This is a genomic window from Aquabacterium sp. A3 (genome assembly GCF_038069945.1).
Lineage (GTDB): Bacteria > Pseudomonadota > Gammaproteobacteria > Burkholderiales > Burkholderiaceae_C > Aquabacterium.
Map to the genome: position 1 here is coordinate 649,330 of NZ_JBBPEV010000001.1, position 25,953 is coordinate 675,282.

Annotated in this window: 16 protein-coding genes and 1 tRNA gene; 10 read left to right on the plus strand and 7 right to left on the minus strand. The window is 65.9% G+C overall.

The genetic code is table 11. The features are described from left to right. The first annotated feature begins 15 nt into the window (after positions 1-15). Positions 16-2,619: a PAS domain S-box protein gene (locus WNB94_RS02835; protein WP_341388251.1), complete on the plus strand. Its 2,604-nt coding sequence runs from the start codon at positions 16-18 to the stop codon at positions 2,617-2,619. A gap of 12 nt (positions 2,620-2,631) precedes the next feature. Beyond that, a complete protein-coding gene (locus WNB94_RS02840) occupies positions 2,632-3,336 on the plus strand; it encodes a response regulator (protein ID WP_341388253.1) in 705 nt (234 codons plus the stop codon). A gap of 26 nt (positions 3,337-3,362) precedes the next feature. On the opposite strand, the gene WNB94_RS02845 is transcribed toward WNB94_RS02840, so the two are convergent. Next, positions 3,363-4,508 carry a sensor histidine kinase gene (locus WNB94_RS02845; protein ID WP_341388254.1) on the minus strand — a complete coding sequence of 382 codons (1,146 nt, stop codon included), beginning with the start codon at positions 4,506-4,508 and terminating at the stop codon, positions 3,363-3,365. A 291-nt stretch (positions 4,509-4,799) separates the two neighbouring features. Between WNB94_RS02845 and WNB94_RS02850 the strand changes: the two genes are divergently transcribed. Genes WNB94_RS02850 through WNB94_RS02860 form a run of 3 tightly spaced genes read left to right on the plus strand, consistent with a single transcriptional unit; the run spans position 4,800 to position 12,822 of the window. Continuing rightward, a complete protein-coding gene (locus tag WNB94_RS02850; RefSeq protein ID WP_341388256.1) occupies positions 4,800-8,810 on the plus strand; it encodes a response regulator in 4,011 nt (1,336 codons plus the stop codon). Further along, on the plus strand, positions 8,807-11,032 hold the full coding sequence (locus tag WNB94_RS02855) for a putative bifunctional diguanylate cyclase/phosphodiesterase (RefSeq protein ID WP_341388258.1): 2,226 nt from the start codon (positions 8,807-8,809) through the stop codon (positions 11,030-11,032). The genes WNB94_RS02850 and WNB94_RS02855 overlap by 4 nt, the downstream gene beginning before the upstream one ends. An 8-nt stretch (positions 11,033-11,040) precedes the next feature. After that, positions 11,041-12,822, plus strand: a complete 1,782-nt coding sequence (locus tag WNB94_RS02860) for a GGDEF domain-containing protein (protein WP_341388260.1) — start codon at positions 11,041-11,043, stop codon at positions 12,820-12,822. Positions 12,823-12,831: 9 nt separating this feature from the next. On the opposite strand, the gene WNB94_RS02865 is transcribed toward WNB94_RS02860, so the two are convergent. The 5 genes from WNB94_RS02865 to WNB94_RS02885 all read right to left on the minus strand — a co-directional run bounded on the left by WNB94_RS02865 (position 12,832) and on the right by WNB94_RS02885 (position 17,364). Next, positions 12,832-14,379 carry an NAD(P)H-hydrate dehydratase gene (locus WNB94_RS02865; RefSeq protein WP_341388262.1) on the minus strand — a complete coding sequence of 516 codons (1,548 nt, stop codon included), beginning with the start codon at positions 14,377-14,379 and terminating at the stop codon, positions 12,832-12,834. 450 nt (positions 14,380-14,829) lie between these two features. Further along, the gene (locus WNB94_RS02870) at positions 14,830-15,558 is read right to left on the minus strand and encodes a PEP-CTERM sorting domain-containing protein (protein ID WP_341388264.1); all 729 of its coding nucleotides are present in this window, start codon (positions 15,556-15,558) and stop codon (positions 14,830-14,832) included. Between the two features lie 171 nt (positions 15,559-15,729). Then, positions 15,730-15,819, minus strand: a tRNA-Ser gene (locus WNB94_RS02875). A 24-nt stretch (positions 15,820-15,843) separates the two neighbouring features. Beyond that, the gene (locus WNB94_RS02880; RefSeq protein WP_341388266.1) at positions 15,844-16,671 is read right to left on the minus strand and encodes a symmetrical bis(5'-nucleosyl)-tetraphosphatase; all 828 of its coding nucleotides are present in this window, start codon (positions 16,669-16,671) and stop codon (positions 15,844-15,846) included. A gap of 18 nt (positions 16,672-16,689) precedes the next feature. Further along, positions 16,690-17,364 (minus strand): TetR/AcrR family transcriptional regulator, encoded by a 675-nt coding sequence (locus WNB94_RS02885; protein ID WP_341388268.1) that lies wholly within the window; start codon positions 17,362-17,364, stop codon positions 16,690-16,692. Positions 17,365-17,426: 62 nt separating this feature from the next. On the opposite strand from WNB94_RS02885, the gene WNB94_RS02890 reads away from it, so the two are divergent. Then, the gene (locus WNB94_RS02890; RefSeq protein WP_341388269.1) at positions 17,427-19,049 is read left to right on the plus strand and encodes a GMC family oxidoreductase; all 1,623 of its coding nucleotides are present in this window, start codon (positions 17,427-17,429) and stop codon (positions 19,047-19,049) included. A 41-nt stretch (positions 19,050-19,090) separates the two neighbouring features. Beyond that, positions 19,091-20,398: a hemolysin family protein gene (locus tag WNB94_RS02895; protein ID WP_341388270.1), complete on the plus strand. Its 1,308-nt coding sequence runs from the start codon at positions 19,091-19,093 to the stop codon at positions 20,396-20,398. Here the strand turns inward: WNB94_RS02895 and WNB94_RS02900 are convergent. Continuing rightward, positions 20,352-22,958 (minus strand): DNA internalization-related competence protein ComEC/Rec2, encoded by a 2,607-nt coding sequence (locus tag WNB94_RS02900; RefSeq protein WP_341388272.1) that lies wholly within the window; start codon positions 22,956-22,958, stop codon positions 20,352-20,354. The two genes, WNB94_RS02895 and WNB94_RS02900, sit on opposite strands and share 47 nt — an antisense overlap. Positions 22,959-23,103: 145 nt before the next feature. Here WNB94_RS02900 and WNB94_RS02905 point away from each other — a divergent pair, with 145 nt between their 5' ends. From WNB94_RS02905 to WNB94_RS02915, 3 genes are read left to right on the plus strand one after another with little or no spacing between them, the layout of a single operon-like run. Continuing rightward, positions 23,104-23,562: a RidA family protein gene (locus tag WNB94_RS02905; protein ID WP_341388273.1), complete on the plus strand. Its 459-nt coding sequence runs from the start codon at positions 23,104-23,106 to the stop codon at positions 23,560-23,562. A gap of 5 nt (positions 23,563-23,567) precedes the next feature. Beyond that, entirely contained in the window at positions 23,568-24,050 is a 483-nt protein-coding gene (locus tag WNB94_RS02910; RefSeq protein WP_341388275.1) for a disulfide bond formation protein B, read from the plus strand. After that, entirely contained in the window at positions 24,043-25,911 is a 1,869-nt protein-coding gene (locus tag WNB94_RS02915; RefSeq protein ID WP_341388277.1) for a chorismate-binding protein, read from the plus strand. The genes WNB94_RS02910 and WNB94_RS02915 overlap by 8 nt, the downstream gene beginning before the upstream one ends. Positions 25,912-25,953 lie beyond the last annotated feature (42 nt).

Below are 25,953 nucleotides of genomic sequence, written 5' to 3' on the forward strand. Positions count from 1 at the left end.
GCCCAAGCCGGCCCCATGGACGACACCTGGTTTGACCTGGTGCCCCTGGCGCTGCTGGAATTCAACGAACACGGCCGCGTGCTGCGTGGCAATTCGGCCCTCAGTGCGCTGCTGGGATACGCCACGCCGGCGGGCAGCAACCTGTCGGACAGCCCGCAAGCGCTGCAGCGCCTGTGCGGATGGGACGCGCCCCTGACCTTGTTGGCCCACGGACCCGAAGACGCCCCCTTGCAGGCACAGGTGACGCAGGCGCGAATGCAAGGGCGTCCCGCGCTGTTGCGCAGCCAGGTCTGGGCACAGGCGCAAACGCAGGCCGATCATCCACGACGGTTTCTGTGTGCGATCCGCGACAGCGTGCTCGACGACGACCATGACGGCACGGCGTCGCCGGGCATTGGCATCAGCTCAGACGCCGATGCGGCCGCTGTGCCCGATCAGGCCCAGCTGTTGCACGAATTGAGCACCATTTTGGAGAGCACGCCCTCGGGCATCGCCTACCTACATGGCAACACCCTCGTGCGCTGCAACCGACGATTCGAGCGCATGTTGGGCCTCACGCCCGGCACCATGGCCGGACAGAGCCTCGACGCCCTGCTGGCAGCCGACCCGCGGATTGACCGCGTGGTGGCCGAGACCGCCCAGGAATTGCAACACAGCGGGCAGTTTGAAAGCGAGCTGGAAATCGTCATCCCGGCCCTGCCCACGCGTTGGTATGCGCTGTCGGTTCGACGCATCGGTGTGGTTCAAGGCCGCGATGAAATCATCGTGGTCCTGTCCGACATCACGGGTATCCGCTCGCAACAGGCACAGCTGGAATCCCTGGGCCGAGACCGCGACTTGATGTTTTCACTCTCCGGGGTGGGCATCGCGTTCGTCAAGGATGGTCTGATCCAGAGCGCCAACCCCGCGTTGTCTCAGTTGCTGGGCGAAGACGGTGCTGACCTGACGGGCCGCCCCCTGCTCAGCCTCTACGCCAGCGACATGGACCCCAAGCTGGACGCGGATGTCATGAGCGTGTTGCGCAGCCTGGGTCACTGGCAGGGCGAGCGCGCCCTGCGCCATGCCCGTGGCGGACAAGGTCTGTGGGCCGAAGTGGCGTTGCGACTGGTGCAGCCCGGGCGCCCTGAAGACGGTCTGATCGCCTCGTTCGTCAACGTGGATGCGCGCCACCGCGCGGAACACAACCTGACCCTGCAGGCTGATCGCACGCGCGCCATCCTGGATTCGGTCTTCGTGGGCATCGTCACGCTCGACGCCCACGGCATCGCGTGGATGAACCGCTCTGCCCGACGGATGTTCGGGGGCGATCTGGCCGATTTCCTGGGCCAGCCCCTGAGCACAGTGGCCCCGCCCGACCTGGACCACCCGTTCCGCCTGACCGACTACCTTGACGAGCTGGAAGACGGTCAGTCCCACACCTTCGAGTGCCAGGTGGTGGGGCGTGACGGGCGCGTGTTCTGGGTGGTGGGCAACGCCGTGGTGACGCTGGATGAATCCAACCAGCGCCACACCACCTACGCCTTGCTGGACATCGACCGCCGGCGCCAGGCCGAGGCACAGTCGGCAGAAGCCCAGGCCACCTTGCAGCGCATCATTGAAACGGCCCCCATGGCCATCCAGGTGCTCGACGCCCACGACCTGACCTTGCTGCAGGCCAACCAGGCGGCCACCATGTACATGGGCAAGGATGCAGGCCATGCCCTGGGTCTGACGCCCGCCGCCCTGTACCCGCCCGAGCGTGCCCGCCTGACCGAGTCGGACCTGCGGGCCTGCCTGGATGCGGGGCAAAGCCTGCACCGCGAATACAGCCTCAGCCAGCCTCACGGCCAGCGCATCTGGGACGTGACCTACCTGCCCCTCTCACGGGAATCGCAGGGAAGTGACCAGGTGCTGGTGGTGGCCTCCGACATCACCGACTTGCGCGCGGCCGAACAGGCCAGACTGGAAGCGGCGATCACCCAGCGCGAGATGCTGGTGCGTGAAGTGCACCACCGCATCAAGAACAACCTTCAGGGCGTGGCAGGCCTGCTGCAGCAGATTGCCTCACGCAAGCCCGAGGTGGCCCCAGCCATCTCCGAAGTGGTGGGGCAGGTACAGGCCATTGCACAGGTGTATGGCTTGCAAGTGGGCGCAGGCGGCCCGCTCAAGCTCCAGGCGGTGATCGATGCGATTGCGCAGTCGGTCCAGCGCACCTTTGGCCGCACCATCAGACTGCAGGTGGATGGCCCCCACGCCAGCGAATGGCTGCTGCCAGAGGCCGAGTCGATCCCCATCGCCTTGTGCCTCAATGAATTGCTGACCAACGCACACAAACATGGTCCGGGCAGCCAGGCGCTGGTGTGCGCCCTGCACTCGAGCGAGGCGGGCGTGGACATCCTGATCGACAACCCAGGCAGCCTGCCTGAGGGATTCAGCCTGGAGCGCGTGCGCGGCGGCGTGTCAGGCCTGGGTCTGGTGCGCGCCTTGCTGCCCCGGCGCAGCGCCAAACTCACCCTGAGCAATGAAATCGGTCAGGTGCGCGCGCGTGTGGCGCTCACGCCACCGGGCATTCATCTGGCACCGCCTCCCCCCTCGACGGGGGAACCCACTGGTCATCAGATCGCTCTTTGGCCACAATAAGGTCTTTTGGATTTGTCCACCCTCAGCCCCGGAGCCCCGATCAACGTGAGCCAGGACGCGCATCACAAAGGCAAGATACTGGTCGTCGATGATGACCGGCTGGTGCTTGCCACGCTCACGCACGGCCTGGCCGAAGCGGGCTACGAGGTGATTGACGCCGACAACGGCGACGACGCCATCTTGCTGGCGCGCCAGCACAAGCCGGAGCTGGCCTTGCTGGACATCCGCATGGAAGGCAAAAGCGGCTTCGACGTGGCCGCCTATCTGCGCGAGTACTGCCAGATCCCGTTCATGTTCCTCTCGGCGTTCTCCGATGAGGCCACGGTCAATCAGGTCAAGGAACTGGGCGCGCTCACCTACCTGGTCAAGCCGCTGGACATCCAGCAGATCGTGCCGGCGGTCGAGTCGGCATTCGCGAACCGGCCACAAGCACTGGCACAGGCCCAGGCCGCCCGTGCTGCAGCCACCGTGACGGCGCCGGCGGACACCCCGCCCGCTGCCCCAAAGCCTGGTACCGATGCGGACATCGCCGTGGCGCCAGAGGGGCAGACCATCGCCATTGCCCTGGGGATCGTCATGCACCGCCACTCACTCAACCGCCACGACGCCATGGCTCGCCTGGAGCAACAGGCTGCGCAATCGGGCGCCACGGTGTTGACGGTCAGTGAACGCATCCTCACAGCCCAGGAAGTGCTGGCTGGTCTGGGCCCGCTCTGACGCCTTGAGCTCAAGCCCGCCCAGGTTCAACGCGGGCCTTGCGGCGCACGGCTGCCCATGAGGGTGAAGTAAAAGCACGCGCCCTGTCCAGGTGCGGCCTCCGCCCAGATGCGGCCGCCATGGCGCCTGACGATCGCCTGCACACCCGCCAGACCCACCCCAGAGCCCGGAAACTCCTTGGCACTGTGCAGTCTTTGAAACATGCCGAACAGCTTGTCGGCGTGCTGCATGTCAAAGCCTGCCCCGTTGTCGCGCACGAAGTACACGGCCGGGTTGGTCGCGGGCATGCACCCCATCTCCACGCGGGGTGCGCTCACCTTGCCGCTGTACTTCAAGGCATTGCCCAGCAAATTCTCCAGCACGCGCCGCAGCAGGGGCTCGTCGGCCGACGCCAACATGCCCTCGGCCACCACCACCTGCACGGACGGCGCATCGGGCGCCCGAACCGCCAGCAAGTCGGCCAGGATGTCATGCGCCATGGCCGAGAGATCGACATCGCTGCGAGACAAGGCTTCGCCAGACAATTGCGCCTGGGCCAGCACCGCATCGATCATGCCGTTCATCCGGGCGGCGGCGGCCAGCACCCGATCCAGGTGATCGGCGCCGAGCTTGCCCAGCGACGATGCGTAGTCTTCCTTGACGATGCGTGCAAATCCGTCGATCACCCGCAAAGGCGCGCGCAGATCGTGAGACAGTGCATAGCGCAAGGCCTCCTGTTCGGCCAGGCGAAGCTGAAGGGTGTCAGATGACTCACCATCGTGGGCGCCCGCCACCTCAGCGCCACCCCATGCCGCACATTGCGGCACCAAAACACCCTGAAAGCCTGCGAAACGAGCTTGCTCGTCCAACCGGACGTGGGCACGCACATGGCACCGGGCATCCACAACGCCATCGGCCACGCGCCAGGCGGGCATGGCATCAGGCCACGGCAAGGCCAAGGCGTCGGCCCAGGCCTGCTGGTGCTGAAGGTGGTACCTCAGGCGCGCGCTGGTGTCTGCCGCCGCCCACATCTGCCACAGCATCAGCCCGCCGTCGAGTTGAGCCGCCAAGGCATCCCAGTCCACCGTCAGCCAATCAGGCAGATCGGCCCCGGGTCGCAGTTCGGTCAGCCGGTGGGCTGCATCGGTCTGCCAGTACCACCCGGCGTGCCAGCCGTGCTGGAGCGGCGTCATGCCCACACCCCCACCCCCGTCGCAGGAAAACGACAGGCTGCTTGTCGCCAGTGACGGGCGCGTTGCCCCACGGCTTTCGCCCGGGCCGCCCCCGTCTCGCCTGACCAGACCACAGTGTCAGCTAGTTGACGCATCCAAACCATTGTAAGGACGCCTGGAGGGGGTTTGTTCTGCTGGCCGCTGTTTTCATTCACCTTGTAAAGTTCGTGAACAAATTGACTCAATCGGCGGCCTGGTTCGTGCGTTCAACACGGACAGCTCGCCGGTTGGCCGGCCGCCGGAAACACCTCAATGCCCGCCCCCTGGATCGTGCTGTACATCACCTCGTCCGCTGCCATGACCCTGGCAGCCGGATGGCAATGGGGGCTGGGTGGTGCTGGTCTGGCGCTGTCAGTGCTCACCTCGGCCGGCATCGGCTACCTGGCCCGCAGCCGCCTGGCGCCCTCGGTCGGCACGGATGAGGGCAGCACGCTGCCACCAGACTCGCTGCCCAGCGAGGGCGCCGCCACCACCCTCGCCAACCAACAAGCCCAGGAGCTGGCGCAGCACCAGGCCCGGCTGCTGGCGCTCAGCCAGCGCATCGTGGACCTGGCACAAGGCACGACCAGCCTGTCTCAAGCCATGCACCGCATCGGCGAAGCACTGCACGCCCACCTGGGCTCCAGGGCGTGGGTGGGGCTGCGCGTGGAAGGCTGGAACGGCGAATCGGCGCTGCTGCGCCCGTGGGTGGACACGGGCAGTGAAAGTGCCGACCTGATCGATGTCAGCGCCATCGCCACGGTACACCGCGACGACCCGCCCCTGGGCACGGCACTGCATGCCTTGCGCCCCACCTTGGGCCACCTCCCACTGGACCGCCCTCAGTCCGGACCATGGCGGGAGGCCTGCACCCGACAGGTGCTGGCCGTGCCCATCGTGGTCGATCGCTGGCCCGTGGCCTTGCTGGAGTTTGATGACCCCCGACGCCCGCCTGCGCCAGACGAACTGGACCCGGTGCTCCACATTGCGGCGGCCCAATTGGGCTTTGTGGCCCAGCGTGAAGCACAGCTGGCGCGCATGGCCAGCAGCACCCAGCATCTGGGGCGGCTGGCCCAGGTCGCCACCCGCATCAGCAGCGGCGTGGCCATCACCGACCGTGATGGCGTGGTGGAGTGGGTCAACAGCGCCTTCACGGCCTTGACCGGCTGGCCAGACGACAAGGTGGTGGGGCGCAGCCTGCCTGACCTGATGGCCCAGGAGGAAGGCGACCAGGACGCTGCTCGGGAGCTGAGGGCCTGCCTTCAGCGTGGCACACCGTTTCGCATGGCCTTCGAGGCCGGGCGCAAGGGGCCGCAGACCATCACCCGTTACTGGGGTGAGATCGATGCCATCCAGATGCTCGACGAGGCCGGAGGTCGTGGACAGTACGTGTGCCTGTTCAACGACATCACTCGCCGGCAATCGCAAGAGCGAATCAGAGAACAAGAGCGGGAATTTCTGGAGGCCCTGCTGGGCAACCTGCCCGTGAGCCTGTTTGTGCTGGACCCGGTGAACTTCAACGTCGTCGCGGTGAACCGCTACACGGAGATCGAATTCGACCTCAAGCGTGACAGCGTCGTCGGCCGCCCCTTGGAGCAATCCCTGGGGCATGAGGCCATGGACCGCGTGCGCCCCCGCATGGCAGAAGCCATCGACAAGGGTGGCACCATCGAACATGACGTGCATTGGGACAGCCCCACGGGGCCGCGCACCGTCAACGCCCGGCACTTCGCCCTCCGACACGCCAATGGCAGGCCTCGCCTGCTGATTTCGCTGCTGCGCGACATCACTGAATCACGACAGGCTCAATGGGATCTGGAAGAGTCCGAACGGCGCTTCCGCGAGCTGGTCGAGTCCATGGACGACCTGGTCTATGTGGCCACCGAAAAGCGCCAGCAATTCCATTACCTGAGCCCCCGAACGAATGAGCTGCTGGGCCTGTCGGCCGACTCGCTGATGAGCAGCCCGCAACAACTCGACGCACTGCTCGTGAGCGAAGACCGGGAGGCCTGGAACCTGCAAGCTCACCAGGAGGTTCAGGGCTTCCCCACCGACGCCATCGTGCGACTGGACGTGCCGGGCAAAGGCCTGCGATGGATGCGGCACCGCACCCGACCCAGGCGCCTGGACGATGGGCAGGTACGGGTGTACGGGCTGTTGTCGGACGTGACCGACGAGCACACACAGGCACTGGAATTGCAGCGTGCCCGAGATGCAGCTGAAAGCGCCAGCCAGGCGAAAAGCCAGTTCATGGCCAACATGAGCCACGAAATCCGGACCCCGATGAACGGCATCCTCGGGATGACGGAGCTCTTGCTGGGCACCTCGCTCAATGACAAGCAACGCCGGTTTGCCCAAGCGGTCTACCGCTCTGGCGAAAGCCTGCTGGAAATCATCAACGACATTCTGGACTTCGCCAAGATCGAGGCAGGCCGGCTGGAGCTGGCCACCTGCGACTTCGTGCTGCGCACACTGGTTGAAGACACCCTGGAGTTGATGGCCCCCCGCGCCCATGAAAAGGGGCTGGAGCTGAGCTTCCGCGAACAACCCGGCCTGCCCAGCGTCATCCATGGCGATCCACTGAGGTTGCGTCAGGTGCTCACCAACCTGGTGGCCAACGCCATCAAGTTCACCGAGCACGGCGAAGTGGTCGTGGACATCCGCGTGAGTGCGGCCCCGGCAGCATCCACCGAGGCCGACCCGGCTGGGCACATGGTGCTGGAGTTCATCGTGCGCGACACCGGCATCGGCATCGCCACCGACGCCCTGCCGCGCCTCTTCAGCGCCTTCATCCAGGCCCACGGCGGCATGGCCAGACGCTATGGCGGCACGGGCCTGGGGCTGGCGATCTCCAAACAACTGGTTGAACTGATGGGCGGCCAGATCGACGTGCACAGCGCACCAGGTGTGGGTTCGGAGTTCATGTTCAGCGTACCCGTGCGCACCGGCGACAGCCATGCCGACATGGCCATGCTTGAAGAGCCGGACATGCCCGCGTTCAGCGTGTTGGTGGTGGACGACAACGAAACCAACCGTACCGTCATCGAAAACATGCTGTCGGCCTGGGGCATGCACGTGGCGCAGGCCCGCAATGGGCGTGAAGCCCTTGAAATGTTGATGGACGATCAACAGCGCGATCAGGATTTTGACCTGGCGCTGGTGGACATGAACATGCCTGAGCTCGATGGCATCGGACTGGCGCGGGCCGTGCGCGGCAGTGGGCGCTACCCGCAGCTCAAGATGGTGCTCCTGTCATCCGTGTCCTCTCCGGATGACGTGCGACGGGCCCAGGAGGCCGGCTTCCAGCGGTTCGTACCCAAACCCCTGCGCAAGGCAGAGTTGCGGCAGGCCATTCTGGGCATCACGGCTGAAATGGCGCAAGACACCCAACCCGAGCTGCCCAAACTGCACAAGCACGTGCTGGTGGTGGAAGACAACCCGGTCAATCAGGAAGTCTGCACCCAGATGCTCAAGCGCCTGGGCTGCGATGTGCGGGTGGCCAGCTCTGCACTGGAAGGCTTGCGTCGACTGGGCGAGGCCCGCTTCGACCTCATCCTCATGGACATCCAGATGCCAGGCATGGACGGGGTCGAAGCACTGGACATCTTCCGTCGTGGCTCATCGTCCAGGTTCACCTTCCTCACCGCGACCGACACGCCCGTCGTCGCGGTCACCGCCAATGCGCTGGAAGGTGATGAAGATCGGTTCCTCGGCCTGGGCTTTGACGACTACCTGTCCAAGCCGTTCCGGCAAAGCCAGTTGCAGAAAGTGCTGATGGAGCACCTGCGCACAGACCCACCGTCTTCGGCAGAGGGCTCACCCTCGGTGCCCACCTTGCCACCACCCGCAGCTGTTGCAAGCGCAACACATGAGCGCATCGCCCCATCAGCGGAGGCGGTTCGAGAGGAGACTCCCACCATGGATCCGCTGAGCCTGTTCGACCAGGAGGCGCTGAGGCGCCTCAAGGAACTCGACCCCAAAGGGGACAACCGCCTGTTCGAGAGGGTGGCCAGTGCCTTTGAAACGTCGGTGGGACGCCTCATGCCCCAGTTCGAAGATGCAATCCGCCAACAAGACATGCAAGGCATCCTGCATGTCGCGCATACACTCAAGTCTTCTTCAGCCAGCATCGGCGCACTCAAGTTGTCACAAATGTGTGCCGAAATCGAGACCATGATCCGGCGCCAGACAGGAGAAGACTTGAGCACGCACCTCAGCGACATCCCGCAGGAAGTCGATCGTGTGCTCGTGGGCCTTCGATGTCTGCTGGAGCAACGACCATGACTCAACAGGCTGCCTTCGCCGACAACGACCTGATGGACCAACCCCGCGTGCTCCTGGTCGATGATGACGAAGTCAATCTGCTGCTGACCTCGATCGCCTTGCGCGAGCGTGGCTTTGCCATCACCGAAGCGGCGTCGGGCGAACAGGCCTTGCAGGTCATCACCGACTGGCTGCCCGACGTGGTGGTGCTCGATGCCGTGATGCCTGGACTGGACGGTTTTGCCACCTGCCAGGAACTGCGCGGCCTGCCCGGCTACGAGTCCGTGCCGGTGCTCATGCTCACAGGCCTGGACGACGACGCCTCCATCACCCGAGCCTATGAGGTGGGGGCCACCGACTTCTTTGTGAAGAGCACCCAGTGGAGCCTGCTGGCCGGACGCTTGCGCTACCTGCTGCGCGCGTCACGCACCCGCCATGAACTGGAGCGCAGCAAATCCAAACTGGCCCGCGCACAAGATCTGGCGCGCATGGGCAGCTTTGACTGGCGCAAGGGCGATGGCGATCTGGCTTTCTCCATCGAAGGATTGCGCGTGTTTGGACTGGGCCCTGGTGACCCGCTGGGCCTGCGCAAGATCATTCGCATGATGCCCAAAGAGGATCGGCGCGGCATGCTGCGCATCCTGCGGCAGGTCATCGACCACGGCACGGTGTTGTGCAACGACATCCGCATCAACCTGCACGATGGGCGCGAGCGCATCCTGCACCTGGAGGCCGAGCCCGAATTCAACGAGCTGGCCAGCCTCACCGGCTACACCGGCATCGTGCAGGATGTGACCGATCGCCGGGTGGCTGAAGACAAGATCAACCACCTGGCCAACTTCGACACGCTCACGGGCTTGCCCAACCGCCGGCAGGTGTTCTGGCGGGCCGAACGTGCGATCGAGTACGCCAAGCGGCTCAACCACAGCGTGGCCTTGCTGCAAATTGGCCTGGACCGGTTCAAGATCATCAATGAAAACCTGGGACACCACGCCGGCGACGAACTGCTGATCGAGGTGTCACGGCGACTGCGCAACTGCGTCAAACACTCCGAGCAGGTCATGGATGGCACCGGAGACGCCCCCGGGCAACGCAGCCACCGCACCCTGGAGGCCGTCGGGCGCCTGGGTGCCGATGAGTTCGTGGTGCTGTTGCCCGAAATCAATGGCGAAGCCGATGCCATGGCCACAGCCAACCACCTGCTGGAAGCCTTGCGTGAGCCCATGATCGCGGCAGGCCAGGAATGTTTCATCACGGCCAGTGTGGGCGTGGCCCTGTTTCCGGCCCATGGCCTGAACGTGGCCGACCTGCTGCGCCATGCCGACGTGGCCATGGACCTGGCCAAAAGCCAGGGGCGCAACACCGTGATGCGCTACGACCCGCAACTGGCCAGCAAGGGCCGCGTGCGACTGGACCTGGACACGGCCTTGCACAAGGCCCTGGAGCGCAACGAGCTGGTGCTGTACTACCAGCCCAAGGTGGATGTGCAGACGGGGCGCTGGGTCGGCGCCGAGGCCCTCATGCGCTGGCGTCGCGAAGGGCAACTGGTGTCGCCTGCGGACTTCATTCCACTGGCCGAGGCCACCGGACTCATCAACGACATGAGCCTGTGGGCCATCGACGAGGCCGCACGGCAGGCCAAGGAATGGGAGCTTCGCCTGGGATTCGACGCCTCGATCGCGGTCAACCTGCCCAGCCGGCTGTTCGAACAACCTGACCTGGTGGACAAGGTCGAGGCCATCCTGGCTCGACACGAGGTCAACGCCCGCGCCATCGAACTCGAAATCACCGAAACGGGGCTGATGAAGGACCTGCAGGGGGTGGTGCCCTCCTTGCATCGGCTCAATCAACTCGGCACCGAAATCTCCATCGATGATTTCGGCACCGGTTACTCGTCCCTGGCCTACCTGACCACCCTGCCCATCAGCGAACTCAAGATCGACCGGTCATTTGTGCACGACCTGGGCGACACACCGCAAAGCACGGCCGTGGTCTCGGCCATCATTGCGCTGGCACGCGCTCTGGGCTTGCGCGTCATCGCCGAGGGCGTGGAGAAGGTCTCGCAGATGGAGGTTCTCTACAAGCTGGGCTGCCACATCTGTCAGGGATTCCTGTACGCTCGTCCCATGCCGGCCGCCGAGCTGGAACACTGGGTGGTGGATGTGTTGTCAAAACGCTCACTGCCGTGCATCGGCGGAGATGACGCTGACCGGCCCACCAGCCCCCCGCCCGCTCGCACCTGACCACACACATGCCAGCCCCCCACGGAGCGCCCCCCAGCAAGGACACCGCCCTGAGCGCGCCGGGCACGGACCTGGCCAGTTCGCCAGCCATGCTGGCCAAGGCGGCGCTGAGGCGATTGGCCCAAGCCAGGCAAGAGCCCACCCCCGAAAACTTCAGACAAGCCTACGAGAAAGAAGCCCAGCAGGCGGGCGTGGCCAACGCGGCCGCATCTGCCGCGACATCACCCGCCAGCGCCTCCGGTGCCTGGAGTGATGAAGAGGCCGGCAGCCGATGGTCCACGCTGATCGAACAGATCGTCAAAGGGGCTGAACGGGGCGGCCGACAATGGACCAGTGCACGCAAAAAGGACAGCCTGCAGCGCGTTCTGCAAGGCAGCCGGCAATCCGGGCAGCGCTTGCATCAGCGGCTCAGTCAGTTGGTGGGCAGTTGGCGAAGCGACAGCGACGACCCCAACTTGCTGGAAGCACTGGCCTCGCCTGCAACCACCGAGCCCGCCGCCGCCTCAGCACCTGACACCACACAGGCCCCCGATGCGCCGCCGGGGCAGGCGCCGTCAGACGAACCAGGCCAGTGGCCCGCAATCGCTGCTTGGGGGCTGGACCATTTGCACCGCACATTGCTGAGCGCCCTGCCCTCAGAGCCTGCGCCCAGTGCCGAAGCCGCAAGACGCCTCAGTGAGGCCATCACGCCGTTGTCGACACGCACCGACGACAGCACAGTGCCTGCGGCACAACAGGCGCTGGCGCAGGAGCTGGCACAAGCCTGCGAAAACGCACGGCAGGTGATCGAGCACCGACACCACCTGCACGAGCGGCTGACCGAACTGGTTCACGCCCTGACCGACAGCCTGAGCGACCTGGCCGAAGACGACTCTTGGGTACAAGGGCAGTGCGTGGCCATGCGGCACCAATTGGACGATGGCCTGCACCACCGAGGTGTGCGCCACGTTCAGCAACTGCTGGACGACACGCGAGCCCGTCAGCGACAGCTCAAACAAGAGCGGGCACAAGCGCGTGACGCCCTGAAGGCGTTGATCCACACCATGCTTCAGGAGCTGGCCGAGTTGGGCAACACCACCGACCGATTCCAGGACAACCTGGGCCGGTATGCCGACACCATCGGTCAGGCCGACAGCCTGGAGAGCCTGACGGGCGTGGTGCGCGAGATGGTGCAAGAAAGCAGAGCCGTGCAGTCGGTCGTGTCACAGGCCCAGCACCGCCTGCACCAAGAGCATGAGCGCGCCACAGCACTCACCGAGCGCGTGCGCGAACTGGAAGACGAAATACGCAAGCTCTCCGACGAGGTGTCGACCGATCCATTGACCCAGATCGCCAACCGACGGGGCATGATGCGGGCCTTCGAGGCCGAGCAGGCACGTGCAGACCGCCAGGACAGCCCCCTGGCCATTGGTCTGCTGGACGTGGACAACTTCAAGAAGCTCAACGACAGCCTGGGGCACCAGACCGGCGATGAGGCCCTGAAGTTCCTGGCTCGGGAAGTCGGACAACGCCTGCGGCCGGTGGACGTGGTGGCCCGCTACGGCGGCGAAGAATTCGTCGTGATGCTGCCCGACACGCCTGCCGAGGAGGGGCAGCAGGTGCTGACCCGACTGCAACGGGCTTTGAGTGCCGAGTTCTTCACGCATGAAGACAAGAAAGTCTTCATCACCTTCTCTGCCGGCGTGACGCTGTACCGTCGAGGCGAGCCCATCGAAGCCGCGCTGGAACGGGCCGACGTGGCCTTGTACGAGGCCAAACGAACTGGCAAGAACCGAACCTGCCTGGCCTGAGTTCGTCGATCAACGCGGCCACAGGGCCTGCAGCACCGACGGCACCATGCCATGCAGATCGTCGGCCACCAGCCCCCGCCCCAGGCGCAAGGCTGCGTCGCCATGCACCCACACGGCCGCGGCCGCCGCCTCCCAAGCAGGCATGCCCTGCGCCAACAGGCCCACGACCAGCCCGGCCAGCACGTCCCCGGCACCGGCCGTGGCCAGCGTGGGCGAGGCATGGCGATTGACGCAAGCCCTGCCGTCGGGCGCCGCCACCACGGTGTCGGAGCCTTTGAGCACCACCACCGCCCCCATCTGGCGAGCCGCCCATCGTGCCCGATGCAAGCGGCCGCCATCACCCATTCGAATCGGCCCCCAGAGACGGGCGAACTCGCCGTCATGAGGGGTCAGCACCACCTCACGCGCGGGCCATTGCTGGATGGCCTGGGCCAGCATGTCGGGCGCATCCTGCCAGGCCGTGAGCGCATCGGCATCCAGCACCACCTGACGCTGGCTGTGCAAGGCCGACGCCACCAGCGCCCTCACACCGGGCATCCCCAGGCCCGCACCAGCGCCTGGCCCCACCAGCACGGCCCGGTGCCGCGCGTCGTGGAGCAAGCAGGTCAGGCCCTCCGCCATGGCGTCGGCGTCGTCGTCAGGCACGCCGTGCACCATGATGCTGTCCAGCGCCGCAGCATGAACGGGCCAGGCGGCCAGTGGCACGCACAGGGTGGTCAAACCCGCGCCGATGCGTGCGGCCGCGCGGGCTGACAACCTGGCCGCGCCCGGCATGCGGGCCCCACCCCACACCACGGCATGCCCGCGGTCGTACTTGTGCCCCGCCTCGCCCAAGGCCGGCCAGCAGTGCCGCCACAGGTCAGGGTGGTTGTCCCAGGCCTGTACCACGCCCTCGGGCACGGCGTCCGGTTGAATGCCGATGTCTGCCACCACCACCTCGCCGCAGTACCCCCTGGAAGGCATGAGCACATGGGCGGGCTTCATGCGAAAAAACGTCACGGTCAAATCACAACGTGGCGCTCCGCCGACCTCGCCAGAGTCGCCCCACACACCACTGGGCACATCCACCGCCACCATCGCACAAGCATGCATCCTGGCTTGCTGAAGCATGCCTGCCACAGGCGCATCCAGCGTGCGGCTCAGCCCCGCCCCGAACAGCGCATCCACCACCAGACCCTCGTCGGCCTGAAAACCTGTCCAGGCCTCGGCGCCTTGCTGCAAATGGTTCTCTGCGTCCAGCACCGTCACGGGCCCAGACCATTGGTGGCTGACCACGGCAGCATCGCCCTGCAATGACGATCGGGGCACCAGCGACACCACGGTCACCGGCCAACCGCAGGACTGCAGACGCTGCGCCACCACCCAGCCATCGCCACCGTTGTTGCCGGGCCCGCACAGCACACACACCGGACGCGGGGCCCAACGGTGCATGATCGCTCGGGCCACGGCCTGTCCCGCAGCCTCCATCAGCATCAAACCTGAACGCCCCGACGCCATGCTGGCCTGATCCGCCTGGCGCATCTGCGTGACCGTCAACAGGGCATGTTCATCCAACATCCGTTCATCCTCTTTGGATCGATGAGCAAGACAGTGTGCACTCAGATGCCCTCATCGTGACGAACTCACGCTCAACGCGGCCCATGTTTGATCTGCGACGTGCACAGGCCTCGCGCTGGTGGCACACTGCAATGGCGTTGAGTGAAGTGATCACTGCAACGCAGGAGTGCCGGGTGACGGCCTCAACAGGGTGTACAGCGCATGCGGTCAGCACGCGCAGGCATGGGGATCGTGCCACACCCGCCATCGGTGAGATGGCACCGCTCCTTGAGGGCGGACAGATGGTGCAGGCCCCTCGCACCATCAGGTGTGCCGGTGAGGTACACCGCCCACAACCCCACGACCCTTGCGGCGTGGGGTTTTTTATTGGCCAGAAGCCAAACAACCAGCGCAGCCCAAAAAAAAGCTGCCCCGAAGGGCAGCTCGTTGAGCAGGCGTGAGGGTCCGGGTTCAGGCGCGGCGACGGCGGGCCGCCAAGGCCAGGCCAACCAACCCCAGGCCCATCAAGGCGTAGGTGGAAGGCTCAGGGATGGCGGGTGTCACAGGCGCAAAACCCACGCCGGCCAGAAAGTAGTCTTCGCCGCTGAGCTTGTGGGCATAACCGAACGTGAACGTGGTGCCCGTCAGGGCCAGGCTCACAGGCAGGCCAAAGTTGGTACCAAACGAAAACTCCTGCTTGGAGCCACCGTCCACCGACACGGTGAACCCGTCGATCTTGTCGAGTTCTTTCAGGGTGTTGGTGCGGTCATCCGCGAAGAAATACAGCTGGCTCAGGTTCACGGCAGAAGCAAAGCTGAGCGTCAGCGTTTCCTTGCTGGTGTCGAGCGAATAGTTGCTGTCGTCGACCTTGAAAGCACCGTTCTTTGTGTAGCCCTCGACCACACCCAGACCGGTGGTGCCACCACCCTGGAACACATAGGCGCCCGGATGCGACTCACCATCGCCGGCAGTCACGGTCAACTCACCAGCAGTGGTGTTGAACTTCAGCGAGGCACCGCACACACCCACCACATCGGTGCGGGGGTCTTCACACGAGGCGCCACCAGCACCCACGACCATGCTGCTGGGCAGCGAGGTCAGGTTGGAGGTGGTGAACATGAGCGTGTCAGCCGAGGCCGACGAAGCCAGCACGAACGACAAGCCAGCGGCTGCGGCGATGGAAGAAACGGTGCGCTTCATGGTGGGTTCCTGATGTTGGGACAGAGCGTGTGCTCGATTGGTTCCCATGGTAGCCGCCATGTGTGACAGCATGTGACACCAAGCCCCCCGCGTTCAGGTGGCCAAGGCACCGCATATTGAACGAATTCATGATTTTCGTCACGGATGCCGCCGTGGCCACCTTGGACCAGGTGGCGGGTGCGGTGAGATTCGAACTCACGGAACGCGCAAACGTTCGCCGGTTTTCAAGACCGGTGCCTTAAACCGCTCGGCCACACACCCTCAACTGCCCATTCTATCGCGAGCTCACACCCCAGGCTTCATGGCCTGAGGGCATGGCACCTGCACAACACTCACCCGGCCTTCGCCGTCCAGGCTGGCGGCCGTCAGGCTTCCACCCCACACGCAACCCGTGTCCAGGGCCAGCAGGTCCGTTCGTTGGATCAAGCCCAGCGTGGACCAGTGCCCAAAGGCGATCGGGGTGCCCGCCGTGCAGCGGCCCGGCACATCAAACCATGGCATGTATCCCTCGGGGGCCCCTCCCGCGCCCTCCTTGGTGGCGAACTCCATGCGTCCTTGCGCATCGCAAAAACGCAGTCGCGTCAAGGCGTTGATGATGCAGCGGCGGCGGTCATCGCCTTGCAAGGTGTCGTGCCACTGCTCGGGTGTGTTGCCGTACATGGTCTGGAGGTGGCGGGGCCAGTCCGGGGCTTGCAGCACCTGCTCCACCTCCGCCGCCAGGCTCAGCGTTTGCTGGCAGGTCCATTGAGGCAGCACCCCGGCGTGCACCATCAGCCAACCTCGATCCCAGGCCGCCAGCGGCCGGTGGCGCAACCAGTCCAGCCAGTCGTCGCGGTCAGGCGCCTCCAGGATGGGCATCAGCGTGTCGCTGCGGTGCGGCGCGCGGATGCCGCACGACACGGCCAGCAAGTGCAGATCATGGTTGCCCAGCAAGCAGGTGGCGCTGCCCTCCAGCTGGCGCAGCAAACGCAGCACCCCCAGAGAATCCGGCCCCCGGTTGACCAGATCACCCAGCACATGCACGTGATCACGCGACGGCGAAAAGCCCAGGCGGTCCAGCAGGGCCTGCAGGGGCGCACAACAGCCCTGCACATCGCCGATCAGGTAGTTCATGGGGTGGTCTCCAAACGGTCAGGCACCGGCACTCAAGGCACCGAACGATCGACTGAGCACGAGGCTGGCTTGTCGCGCCAGGGCGTCGGCCTCGGTCTGGTCTGCCGCCATGGCAATCATCTGCACGGCCTCGATCAGGGTGGCCAGCATCAGGCGGGTCAGCACGGTGCTGGACACCTGCGCTTTCATCTCGGGCGTGATCAAGCGAGACACCAGGGCCTCCATCAGCCCCAGGCCGTGCCGCATGTCGATGTCCCGGCACAAGGCCGGGCCCAGCACTGCGGGCCCCTCCAGGAACAGCACCCGGCTGTACGAGGGGTCTGGCGCCAGGGCCAGAAAAACGGCGATCGCATCGCCCACGGCGCCTGAGGCCATCAAGGGGTGTTGCACCAGTTGATGAACCAGGGACGACGACAAATGCTCGTAGGTGGCCTCGAACAACGCGCGCTTGTCCTTGAAGTGATGATAAACCGCGCCCTTGGTGGACCCGGCATCGGCCGCCACATCGTCCAGGCTGGTGCCGACATAGCCGTGCGCCGCAAACCGCAACGCCGCCGCCGTGACCAGCGCCTGGCGCGTGGCTTCTGCATGCTGCTCTCTCAAGCCGCCACGGCGTGTGCCCTCTTTGGGCGCGGGCGCGCGCCCTCCTTCCGCACCTGCAGAATGGTTTTGATTGAACGTCTTGCGTTTCATGGGCACTTTTGACATACTATCAGTATCAAACATTCCACCGGTACGATAAAGGCCTGCACCCCATGCCCACCAACCACCACCGTGTCGATCACATCATCGTGGGCGGCGGCTCGGCCGGCTGCGTGCTGGCCAAGCGTCTGAGCGACAACCCTCATGTGCAAGTGTGCCTGCTCGAAGCGGGGCCGGACGACTGGCACCCAACGATCCACGTGCCCATGGGCATGCTGTGGCTGATGCGCAGCAAACGGCTGAACTGGCAGTTTCACACCCACGCCGAGGCCGGCTTGGCCCAACGGCAGTTGTTCTGGCCACGCGGCAGGATGCTGGGGGGCTCCAGTGGCATGAACGCCATGCTGTACACGCGTGGCCACCGGCAGGACTACGACCACTGGGCGTCGCTGGGCAACCCGGGCTGGGCCTACGACGATGTGCTGCCCTGGTTCCGCCAGTCACAACAGCAGGCCCGAGGGGGCAATGCCTTTCACGGCGCCGAGGGCGAATTGCACGTGATGGACCAGGCCCAACCTCACCCGCTGACACAGACCTTCGTGCAGGCCGGCATGGCGGTGGGACACCCCTTCAATGACGACTTCAATGGCCCCGAGCAAGAAGGGGTGGGGTTTTATCAGGTCACCCAACGGCGCGGCCGCCGCTGCAGCACCGCCAAGGCCTTTCTGACACCGGACGTGCGACAACGGCCCAACCTGCGCATCATCACGGGCGCACACGTCACGCGGGTTCAATTGTCCGGTCACCAGGCGGTGGCGGTGGACTATCTGCATCGGGGGCAGGCCTGCACCCTGCACGCCGATGGCGAGATCATCTTGTCGGCCGGCGCCGTGCAGTCGCCTCAGTTGCTGATGCTGTCAGGCATTGGCGATGCGCAACAATTGCGCCAACACGGCATCGAGTGTCTGCATCACCTGCCCGGCGTGGGGCAGAACCTGCAAGACCACCTGGACGTGACGCTCACGCACCGTTGCAATCGGCCGGTGTCGGCAGGCCTGACCTGGCGCAACTGGCTCAAAGGGCCATGGGATGCGCTGGTCTACGCGCTCAAAGGCACCGGCACGCTGGCCAGCAATGGCGCCGAAGGCGCCGGTTTCATCAAGTCGTCCCCCGACGAGCCCATTCCGGACCTGCAGTTGCACTTCATGCCCGCGGCCTTGCGCGACCATGGCAGGGACCTGCGTTTCCTGGCGCAAGAGGGCTACACCATGCACGTGTGCCAACTGCGCCCCAAGAGTCGAGGACGCATCAGCCTGCGATCGGCCAACCCCACCGACGCGCCCCTGATCGAGGCCAACTACCTGAGCCACCCTGACGATCTGCGCACCTTGGTCAAGGGCGTGCGGCGCGCCCGCGAGATCTTCGCGTCTGACGCATGGAATGGCCTGCGGGGCGATGAAATGGCCCCGGGCGCTCAGGTGGCCACCGATGAGGCCCTGGCCGCCTACATTCGCGAGCATGCAGAAACCATCTACCACCCGGTGGGCACCTGCAAAATGGGCCCCGACCCCATGGCCGTGGTGGACGCCCAACTGCGGGTGCACGGCATCAAGGGCCTGCGCGTGGCAGATGCATCCATCATGCCCACGCTGGTCGGCGCCAACACCAATGCGCCGGCCATCATGATCGGCGAACGCGCTGCGGCCTGGCTGCAAGGCGCGAGCGTGCTACGCTAAAGGTCTGCCAACCGATGGCCCGGCCCTGCCCGGCGCCGACCATGGACGTAGCGCTACTGATTTTCCTGATCCTGCTCAACGGGCTGTTTGCCATGTCGGAGATGGCCCTGGCGGCCAGCCGCAAGGCTCGGCTGCAAGTGCTGGTCGAAGCGGGTGATGAAGGTGCCCGCGCCGCCATGAACCTGCACGACAACCCGACGCAGTTCCTGTCCACGGTACAAATCGGCATCACCTCCATCGGGGTGCTCAACGGGATCGTTGGTGAAGCGGCCTTCTCCAAACCGCTGTCCACCTGGCTGCAAGCTCAGCTGTCGCTGCCCGAACCGGCCGCCGGCATCACGGCCACCGGCCTGGTGGTGATGATCATCACCTTCGTCACCATCATCTTTGGTGAGTTGGTGCCCAAGCGCGTGGGCCAGATGCATCCCGAGATGGTGGCACGCACCATCGCCAAGCCCATGACGTGGCTGTCGCTGTTCGCCAAGCCCTTTGTGCGCTTGCTGGCCGCCTCCACCGAAGGCATTTTGCGGGCGCTGGGCATCAAGGACAACGGCAACCGCAGCGTGACGGAAGAAGAAATCGCCGCCCAGCTGGAAGAAGGCCTGGACGCCGGGGTGATCGAAGCCCACGAGCACCAGATGGTGCGCAATGTGTTTCGCCTGGACGAGCGATTGATCAGCTCGATGATGATTCCGCGCAGCGACATCGCATGGCTGGACATCGAGGCCCCGCTGGCCGACAACCTGGCCACCATCGCCGAACACGGCTACTCGCGCTACCCCGTGTGCCGAGGCGGCCTGGACGACGTCATGGGCGTGGTGACCGCCCAGCAGTTGCTGCACCAGTTGACGCAAAGCCAGGTGCAGGATCTGGCCGTGGGCATGTTGCCGGCCGTGTTCGTGCCCGAAACGCTGTCGGGCATGGAGTTGCTGGAGCACTTCCGTGGCTCGGACACGCAAATGGTGTTCGTGGTCGACGAATACGGCGAAGTGCAAGGTGTGATCACCCTGCGCGACGTGCTGGAGGCCATCACGGGCGAGTTCACCCCCTCTGAGCCGGACGACGCATGGGCCGTGCAGCGCGAGGACGGCTCCTGGCTTGTGGATGGACTCATCCCGGCCACCGAGTTGAAGGACCGCCTGGAAATCAAGACCCTGCCAGATGAAGACCGCGGCCGCTACAACACCCTGGCCGGCATGATGATGCTGCTGCTGGGCCGCCTGCCGCAAATCACCGACACGGTGGAGTGGGACGGCTGGCGGTTCGAAATCGTCGACATGGACGGCAAACGGGTGGACAAGGTCATGGCCTCACGCCTGCCGCAAGACTGGCCTGCGCTGAGCCCCTGAGCCGATCGGCATGCCAATAGGGCTGCTCGTGCTGTCGCCAGCACAGGCCCTGAGGCTGATCACTGTGCCGCCAATACGCGCCGCAGTGGGGCGTGTCCAGCACGCGCGTCGCGCGGGCCGTCAAACGCTGGAGCACGGCGGGATGGGGATGCCCATAACGGTTGTGGCGCCCCACCTGGATGACCGCCTCTTGAGGCTCCACCAGGTCCAGGAAGGCCTCGGTGGAGGATGTGGCGCTGCCGTGGTGGGGCACGATCAACACCTCCGAGCGCAATCCGCTGGCACCCACAGACTCGATCAGCGCGGCCTCTTGTGCCGACTCGATGTCGCCCGTCAACAGCGCTGCGGGCCCCATGCCGTTAAGGGCCTGCACCCTCAGCACACACGAGCGCGCGTTGTCGCCCTCGCCCTCGCCCTCGCCCTCGCCCTCGCCCTCGCCCTCGCCCTCGCCCTCGCCCTCGCCCTCGCCCTCGCCCTCGCCCTCGCCCTGCACCTCATGCGCCTCAGCCGCCGGGTGCAGCCACTCGAATCGCACGCCATCCCACACCCAGAACCGTCCTGCCACGCAGGGAAGATGGTGTGGCACGTGCCCCTGGGCGTCAGGCCGATTCAGCAAGGCGTGCCCATCGGGCAATGACGATGACAGGGCGCGGATGGGCATGGCCTTCAACACCGATGCTGTGCCGCCGTGATGATCCAGATCGTCGTGGCTGATCACCATCAGATCAAGCGCATCGACGCCGAGCGCACGCAAGGCAGGCACCACCACCCGCTCACCCATGTCGCTCCCGGATGGGAACCGCACGCCGGCATCGAACAGCAGCTGGTGTCGAGCCGTCTGCACGACCACCGCCGTGCCCTGCCCCACATCGGCGGCCAACACCGCCCAGTGGCCGTGTGCGGGGGGCGGCAAGGTCCGCCACCCCGGAGGCAGCACGCACAAAGCCACCAGGGGTGGTGCCGCCCACCAGCGCCACCGCGCTGGCACCCGAAGAATGAACCAAGGGGCGGCCAACAGCGCCCAGGCCCCCAGCCACCCCGGAAACAAAGGCAGCCACCACTGCGCCCAATGTGGGGCAGAGGCCCAAGTCAGAACGACCCGCATCACTTCTACGGCCATGGCGGCCGCATCCCAGGCGGGCGCCCACAACACACCCAGCAGACTCAGAGGCACGATCAACAGGCCCACCCACGGGATGGCCAACAGGTTGACCGCCATGCCCACCAGCGAAATCGACTGAAAGCACATCAAGGCCACCGGCGCCAGCACCAGCGATGCGCGCCACTGCGTGGCCCACAATGACGCGGCCGGGGGCGACAACCACCGCCACAGGCGCATCGGCCAAGACGGGGTCGCCTGGGGCAAGGCGCTTGCCGCAACCGGCCCCTGGAGGGCATCGTGCAGGCCATCGGTGCTGGCCCGTGCGCTGAGCGCGTCCATGGCAGGCGCCATGATCATCATGGTGGCCACGGCCACGAACGACAGCCAGAAGCTGGCCTGCCACAGGGCCCACGGATCGATCACCAGCACCACCACCCCTGCGCAGGCCCACACCAATGGCCAGGGCCACCGCACGCCCCAGGTGCGCAGCGCCGTCACCGTGGCCATCATCCACACCGTGCGCTGCGCCGGGATGCCCCAGCCTGCCAGTGCCGCGTAGGCCAGTGCCGCACCCACGGCCATCCAGGCTGCGGCCAATGGCGCAGGCCACCACCGACAACAACCGGCAGACCGAGACCAAAGCCGGCGCCCCAGCCATCCCGCCAGCCAGCCCACCATCAGCACGTGGGGGCCACTGATGCTCACCAAATGGGCCACGCCCGTGCGCTGAAACACCAGCCAGTCTGCGCGCTCGATGGCGCTTTGATCGCCCACAGACAAGCCGGCCAACACACCCGCATTGCCGGCCTCAGGCACCCGCCGTTCAATGGCCTGGCGAATGGCCAGGCGCACGGCGTCGATGCCGCCGGCTTCGGTGTGCAGACAGACGGGTGCAGGCTCGGCCACGACCGTGCCCTGGGCCTGCACCCCTCGCGCAAACAATGACCTGGTCGGGTCCCAGCCGCCGGGGTTGTACATTCCGTCCAGCGGGCGCCAGCGAACCGTCAGCGCCCACACCTGGCCCGGGGCTGGCGCCGCCATCAGGCCGGTGTTGGCGTACAGCCGCAAACGCCCAGGCACGCCCTGGGCGCGGTGATCGGCGTCCAGCACCACGCCCTCGAACCGCCAGGTGCTGCCCAGACGGGCCGGCAAGTCAACCACTTTGACCACCAGGCGCTGCGCGTCCTGCGGCCATGCGCCGCCGGCCAGGTCTGCAAGCCGCGCCTGGGCACGCCAGCCGGTGCTGGCCCAGGCCATCAGCGCGATCGCCATGATCAGCCCCGCCTGGGCTGCGTACCCTGGCCGGTGCAGGCGCAGGCGCAGCGCGGCCACAAGGCCCATGACGCCCGCCAGCCCCATGCCCGCCACCGACCATGGTGCCGACACCGCCGCGTCAGACGACAGCTGCAAGGCCACACCGGCGGTCCACGCCATGGCCGCGAGCAGCCAAGCCTGCATGAACACCCCTGAATCGTTTAATGAATGAGGCCCAGTGTAGGATTGCCCTTGAAGCGCATGCGCCCCCTAGAGGGGGGCACCTGTCGCAAGACCATCCCCCGCTCTACGCCGCTGAATTTCGCCGCTGAACCTACGCCGCTGAACCATGTCGATCGAACAACGCCTCCAAGACCTGGGCATCACCCTGCCGCCCGTCGCCGTCCCCGCCGCCTCCTATGTGCCTTACACCCGCACCGGGCAGCTGGTGTTTCTGTCTGGACACATTGCCAAAAAAGACGGACAGGTCTGGACCGGCCAGTTGGGGCGCTCGATGACCACGGCCGAAGGCCAGCAAGCGGCCAGAGCGGTGGCCATCGACCTGCTGGGCACCCTGCATGTGGCGGCCGGAGGCCTCGACAAGGTGGTGCGCATCGTCAAGGTCATGAGCCTGGTCAACAGCAGCCCCGACTTCACCGAACACCACCTGGTCACCAACGGCTGCTCTGAATTGCTCGGCCAGGTGCTGGGTGACGTCGGCGTGCACGCGCGCAGCGCCTTTGGTGTGGCGCAACTGCCGCTGGGTTCGTGCGTCGAAATCGAGTTGATTGCCGAAGTACAAGGATGAGCCGCATGCGCCAACCCCGTCTGTGGATGGGCCTCCTGGGGGCAGCCTGCCTGGCTGGCGTCGGTCTGGCCCTGCTGGCCCAACATCGATGGGGCATGGAGCCCTGCCCCTGGTGCATCCTCCAGCGCCTGTTGTTTGTGGTGCTGGGCGTGCTGGCCCTGGTGGCCGCTGCGCAGCCCTCTGGCCTGGGGCGGCGCGTCATCGCCGGGCTGAGCCTGCCGCTGGCCGTCGGCGGAGCGGCCGCCGCCTTGTGGCAGCACTTCGTGGCGGCGCAAACCCAATCCTGCGCCCTCACCCTGGCCGACAAGATCATCGGTGCCAGCGGCCTGGACCTGCACTTTCCCGAAGCGTTTGAGGTGCGCGCCTCATGTGCAGACGCCGCCGTGGACCTCTTGGGCGTCCCGTTCGAATTCTGGAGCCTGGCCTTGTTCGCCGTGGCCGGGGTGGTGCTGATCAGCACCTGCCTGACACCGTCGCGCCGTGCTTGACCAAGACCCTGCCGCGCCCACCGCGCTGCTTGATTTTCCCGATCCGCTGGACCCTCAGGCCCCGCGCTGGCGCTGGCGTTTTGGGCAACCCAGGCGCTGGCTGGTGGCCCATGACGCCCATCAGGTGCCTGGCCTGCTGGATGCGGCACACGACGCTGCACGACAAGGCTGCTGGTGCCTTGGATGGGTGGCCTACGAGGCCGCCCCGGGGCTGAACGCCCACCTGCCTGTCAAGGCGCTCCCTCCCGGCCAACCTTATGCCGTCTGGGCCATTTACGAGCAGGCTGAGCCCTGGCCGGATGGTCTGGCCGCACCCGACCAGATGCCCCCGGACGCCAGCTGGTCTGCGCATGGCTGGCAGGCAGACCAGAGCCATGACGACATCGGCCGCCAGATCGAAACGATCCGTGACCTCATCCGTGCAGGCGAGGTCTACCAGATCAACCTGACAGGCCGGCTTGAGAGCCCTTGGAGCAACCCCAAGGGACCTGCTCAGCGTGGGCTGATGCCATGGTTCGAAGCACTGCAACGCAGTCAGCCACAAGCCTACAGCCTGTTGCTGGACAGCCGGGCGGTGGCCAGGCATCCCGGGGTGGTGCTTAGTGTCTCGCCTGAATTGTTTGTCGACTGGCATGGCGCACAGCTGACCACCCGGCCGATGAAAGGCACCGCTGCGCGGGCCCGAGACCCGCACGAAGACCAGGCCGCCGCCGATCACTTGCGCACCAGCCCCAAAGAGCGGGCTGAAAACCTGATGATCGTCGACCTGCTGCGCAACGACCTCTCTCGGGTGGCCCAGGTGGGCAGCGTGCAAGTACCGCGGTTGTTCGATGTGCAGGCCTGGCCCACGGTGTGGCAGATGACGTCGACCATCACGGCGCTCAGCCACCCCGGCCTGCGACTGTCAGCGCTTTTCGAGGCCTTGTTTCCGTGCGGATCGGTCACCGGTGCGCCCAAACGCCAGGCCATGCACCACATCGCACGTCTGGAACAAGGTCCGCGAGGTGTTTACTGCGGCGCGGTCGGCGTCATGCAACCTGGCGGCAGGGTCACGTTCAACGTGCCCATCCGCACCGTGACCATGAACACGCCCCCACCGCCGGCCCCCTGGGTGGCCCGGTGCGGCATCGGCAGCGGCATCACCCTGGACGCCCACCCCGAGGGAGAAATCGCCGAGTGGCAAGCCAAACAGGCATTTCTGCGGCGGGCCGACCAGCCGTTCGAGTTGCTGGAGTCGCTGCGCCTGGAGTCGGGTGAAGTTCACCGCCTCGCACAACACCTGAACCGGCTGCACAGCAGCGCGGCGCACTTTCACTGGCCATGGGCAGACGGCCCGCGGCACACGCAGGTGTTGGCGCGCGCCACGCAGGCCCTGCAAGCACACGCCCGGCAACACCCCGAGGGCGTCTACAAACTGCGGCTGCTGGTGGATGTGCGCGGGCAGGTTCACACCGAATGCGCGCCCTTGCTCCCCTGGTCATCGTCGCCATCGGTGGCCTTGGCCGAGCGCGCCATGCCCGTGGCAGACGACTTCATACGCCACAAGACCACGCGCCGACAAGCCTATGCCGCCTTTGCGCCACCTGATGGCTGCGTCGACACCCTGCTCTACAACGGCCAGGGTGAACTGACCGAATTCACCATAGGCAACGTGGCCATGCAACTGGGCGCCCAGTGGTACACCCCGCCGCTGTCGTGCGGGCTGCTGCCCGGTGTGATGCGGTCGGAGCTGCTCAAGTCAGGCCGCCTGGTCGAGCGTGTGCTCACCCTGGACGATCTGAAACAGGCCGCAGGCGTGGCCTTGCTCAACAGCGTGCGCGGCTGGGTTGCCGTCAACCTGAGCACACCGACCTCAAACTGACGCCGGTCAGTCCTCGCCAAAAAATCCCCTGACACCTGCGTG